This window comes from Stenotrophomonas pictorum JCM 9942, assembly GCF_001310775.1.
Classification (GTDB): Bacteria; Pseudomonadota; Gammaproteobacteria; order Xanthomonadales; family Xanthomonadaceae; genus Stenotrophomonas; species Stenotrophomonas pictorum.
In genome coordinates this window covers 1-4,216 of sequence record NZ_BAZI01000241.1, presented here as the reverse complement: position 1 = coordinate 4,216, position 4,216 = coordinate 1, and the positions used below count along the sequence as shown (strand labels likewise).

At 65.7% G+C, this 4,216-nt stretch carries 3 protein-coding genes and 2 pseudogenes; all 5 read right to left on the bottom strand.

The genetic code is table 11. The features are described from left to right. A partial coding sequence (locus JCM9942_RS11570) for a chorismate-binding protein (protein WP_172675101.1) occupies positions 1-739 on the bottom strand: 739 nt, incomplete at its 3' end. A gap of 242 nt (positions 740-981) precedes the next feature. After that, on the bottom strand, positions 982-2,244 hold the full coding sequence (gene fabF / locus JCM9942_RS11565) for a beta-ketoacyl-ACP synthase II (protein ID WP_054659810.1): 1,263 nt from the start codon (positions 2,242-2,244) through the stop codon (positions 982-984). Between the two features lie 123 nt (positions 2,245-2,367). Then, entirely contained in the window at positions 2,368-2,607 is a 240-nt protein-coding gene (acpP, locus tag JCM9942_RS11560; protein WP_054659808.1) for an acyl carrier protein, read from the bottom strand. Between the two features lie 150 nt (positions 2,608-2,757). Continuing rightward, positions 2,758-3,500, bottom strand: a pseudogene (gene fabG, locus JCM9942_RS11555) (3-oxoacyl-ACP reductase FabG). Between the two features lie 80 nt (positions 3,501-3,580). Continuing rightward, positions 3,581-4,201 (bottom strand): annotated as a pseudogene (locus JCM9942_RS11550) (ACP S-malonyltransferase); the annotation flags it as partial. Positions 4,202-4,216 lie beyond the last annotated feature (15 nt).

Below are 4,216 nucleotides of genomic sequence, written 5' to 3'. Positions count from 1 at the left end.
CGCCCGGCCGCCGTGAACAGGCGGCGAACGGCGCCGGATTGGCGGTGCGCAGCCGCGCGTACAGCGCCTCCGGTGCGAGCGGCGCGTCGAACTGCGCCTGCCAGCGGCGGGACAGGTTCACCTGGAACACGTCGCCGGCATGCAGGTAGTCGATGACCTGGTGCACGCCTCCGGTAAAACGCTCGCCGGCGTCTTCCTTGAGCGCGACTGGCCCCTTCCAGTGCGGCAAGGGCGGCAGCTGGGGGGCTTCGGCCTGATCATGCTGGAGCTGGCCGAGCAGGTCTGCGGCGTCATCCTCGGCGATCGCGATGCAGCGGCCGCTGTCGCGCTGGCGCAGTACCGCTGCCGGGCAGCGCAGTGCGATCGCAGTTGGCAGGCCGTCGCTGCGCTGTGGCAGCTGCAGGATCGGTTCAACCTGTTGCGCCAGCTCATAATCGAGCAGCAAGGCCCAGCCGCCACGGAACGGGAGGTCCGCTTCCATCGGGTTGCGGGCTTGACGCAGGGCCTGCCAGTCGCGATCGAGAGCAGAGAGAAAGTCGCCTTCGACCGCACTGCCGTCTTCGCGTTGCAGGCGGCCGTCGGGATTGAGCAGCAGCTGGCCACCGGTGGCGATCAGCAGCATGTCCCACTGGCCGAGCTTGCCGGCGGCGGTGGATTCGAGCAGGACCGGATAGCGATGCGGTGCGAGCCGATGCAGCGCCAGCAGATCGATATCGGCGTGCAGGGGAAGGATATGCATCGTGAACCCAGAAGAAGTCAGGGAGGCCGGTTTCGCCTTCACCCTCGGGGCGAAAATGCCCGGAAGGCGCAGAGGAGGGGCGCCTCAATACACCCCCAGGCGCCATGCTGACGAACGCCTCGCCACGCGCCGGTCTGGGTGAAAATCGTTGTCACCAACCGGGTGGTTCAGCGAGGCCGCTTCGCACCGCCCTCGCTCCAACCCCTCCCCCGCACGCGGGAGAGAGGCTTAAAGGCCGTACATCAGATCCGCTTGAACACCAGCGTGCCGTTGGTGCCGCCGAAGCCGAAGCCGTTGGACATCACCACGTCCACCTGCGCCTTGCGGGCCACATTCGGTACGTAGTCCAGGTCGCAGCCTTCGCCGGGCTCTTCCAGGTTGATCGTCGGCGGGATGATGCCTGTTTCCAGCGCTTTGACCGAGAAGATCGCCTCCACCCCGCCGGCCGCGCCGAGCAGGTGGCCGGTCATCGACTTGGTCGAGCTGACCAGCAGCTTGTAGGCGTGCTCGCCGAAGGCGGTCTTCATCGCCATGGTCTCACCCAGGTCGCCCAGCGGCGTGGAAGTGCCGTGCGCGTTGAGGTAGCCCACCTGCTCCGGGGTGACGCCGGCGTCCTTCATCGCCGCGACCATGCAGCGGGCGGCGCCTTCGCCGTTCTCGCTCGGTGCGGTCATGTGGTAGGCGTCGGAGCTGGCGCCAAAGCCGGCCAGCTCGCAGTAGATGCGGGCGCCGCGTGCCTTGGCGTGCTCGTATTCCTCCAGGATCAGGATCCCGGCACCGTCGCCCAGCACGAAGCCGTCACGGTCCTTGTCCCACGGACGCGAAGCCTTTTCCGGCGCGTCGTTGCGGGTGGACATCGCCTTCATCGCGCAGAAGCCGCCCAGTGCGGTCGGCGAGGAGCCACGCTCGGCGCCACCGGCGACCATCACGTCGGCATCGCCGTACTGGATCATGCGCATCGCCGTACCGATGGAATGGTTGGACGTGGCGCAGGCGGAAACGGCCGAGAACGACGGACCCTTGAGCCCGGCAATGATGCTCAGCTGGCCCGGCAGCATGTTGATGATGGTCTTGGGCACGTAGAAGGGCGAGATCTTCTTGCCCTCGTGGAACTCGATGGTCTGTTCCTCGATGCCCAGCAGGCCGCCGATACCCGCGCCGACAATGGCGCCGATGCGCTCGGCGTTGGCCTCGGTGATTTCCAGACCCGAGTCGTGCAGCGCCATGAAGGCGGCACCCAGGCCGTAATGGATGAACGGGTCCATCTTCTTGGCATCCTTGCCACTGACCCGGTACTTGCCGAACAGGGGATTGTCGGCGGTGATGTCGAAATCCTTGACCTCACCTGCGATCTTGGTGGTGAAACGTTCCAGATAATTCTCTGCAACGTTCGTCAGCGGGCCAATGCCCGACCGGCCATTGATGATGCCCTCCCAGCTGCTGGCCAGATCATTGCCCAGCGGCGAAACCATGCCCATGCCGGTAACGACGACGCGACGACTCATTGCGGATTCTCCTGGCCCCGCTCGCGGGAGATTGAAGCTGAAAAGCACAGGGCCGCATCAGCGGCCCCATGGATTTGCAACGCGGCCCGACACACATGCCAACCGCGTTTTGTCAGGCACCAATTACGCCTTGACGTGCGCCTTGACGTAGTCGATGGCAGCCTGGACGGTACCGATCTTCTCGGCTTCCTCGTCCGGGATTTCGCACTCGAACTCTTCTTCCAGCGCCATCACCAGCTCGACGGTGTCCAGCGAGTCTGCGCCCAGGTCATCGACGAACGATGCGCTGGTGGTGACTTCCTCTTCCTTGACGCCAAGCTGCTCGACAACAATCTTCTTGACGCGTTCTTCGATGGTGCTCATTGGATATCGCTCCAGATGGAGTAGTGGTTCAAAAGACGCCATCCCCTAGGGATGGCCGTGGGATAGTGTAGTGGAAACCGCCGCAGCCATGCATTCCGGCAAAAAAGCATAGGCGATCAATCACTTGGGCGCAGTCCGTGCGCCACACGCTTACGGCATGTACAAGCCGCCATTCACGTGAAGGGTTTCGCCGGTGATGTAGCTGGCTGCCGGGCCTGCCAGGAAGCTGACCGCATGGGCGATATCGGCCGGCTGACCGAGGCGGCCCAGTGCGACCTGGCCTAGCATCGCCGACTTGGCGTCCTCGGGCAGATCCTTGGTCATGTCGGTATCGATGAAGCCCGGCGCGACCACGTTGACGGTCACGCCGCGGCTGCCGATTTCCTTGGCCAGCGACTTGGAGAAGGCGATGATGCCGGCCTTGGCGGCGGCATAGTTGGCCTGGCCGGCATTGCCGGTCACGCCGATGACCGAAGCGATGTTGATGATACGGCCCTTGCGCGCTTCATCATCCCGCGCATCACCGCCTTGGAGGTGCGGTAGACGCTGGTCAGGTTGGTATCGAGGATGGCCTGCCAGTCCTCGTCCTTCATGCGCATCAGCAGGTTGTCGCGGGTGATGCCGGCATTGTTCACCAGGATGGTGATGGCGCCGAACTCCTTGCCCACCGCCTCGATCAGCGCATCCACCGCGCCCGGCTCGGTCACGTTCAGGGCCCGGCCATGGCCGCCCTGCGCGGCCAGACGTTCACCGATGGCGGCGGCGCCGGACTCGGTGGTCGCCGTACCGATGACGGTGGCGCCCTGCGCGGCCAGTTCGTCGGCAATAGCGGCACCGATACCCCGGCTGGCGCCGGTGACGAGCGCGATTTCACCCTGCAATGGCTTGCTCATGCTGTTTCCTCTTTCCTGCGAGGCCGCCGTGGGCGGTCCCCGGTCATGGCCGGGGCAGAGCGCGCCCCGAACCGGTTGGATCACTGTGCCCACTCTTCCAGCGCGCCGGCGAAATCGGCCGGCGTGGCAAGCGAACGGCCGTCTATGCTTTTGTCGATGCGCTTGATCAAGCCGGTCAGCACCTTGCCCGGGCCGCATTCGGCGACGCGATTGACACCCTGTGCCGCCAGCGCCTGCACGCAACCGGTCCACTGCACCGGCTGGTACAGCTGCTGCACCAGCGCTTGGCGGATCGCGTCCACGCCGTCATGCACCCGGGCATCGACGTTCTGCACCACCGGCAGCTGCGGTGCGCGCCAATCCAGCCCGGCCATCACTTCAGCCAGACGGTTGGCGGCCTCACGCATCAGCGGCGTATGCGACGGCACACTGACCGCCAGCTTCACCGCCTTGCGCACGCCCTTTTCGGCCAGCAACGCCAGCGCGCGATCCACTACAGCGGCATCGCCGCCGATGACGATCTGGCCGGGCGAATTGAAATTGGCCGGCACCACCACCTGACTGCCGGCGGCTTCGGCGCAGACCTCCAGCACCAGCGCATCCTCAGCGCCCAGTACCGCCGCCATCGCACCAACGCCGGCCGGAGCCGCGTCCTGCATGAGCTGGCCACGCAGGCGCACCAGATGCGCGCCATCGCGCAGCCGTCAACCGCGGCC

Coding starts and splice junctions, on each gene's coding strand:
- fabF (WP_054659810.1), bottom strand. CDS start 2,244: ATGAGTCGTCGCGTCGTCGTTACCGGCATGGGCATGGTTTCGCCGCTG.
- acpP (WP_054659808.1), bottom strand. CDS start 2,607: ATGAGCACCATCGAAGAACGCGTCAAGAAGATTGTTGTCGAGCAGCTT.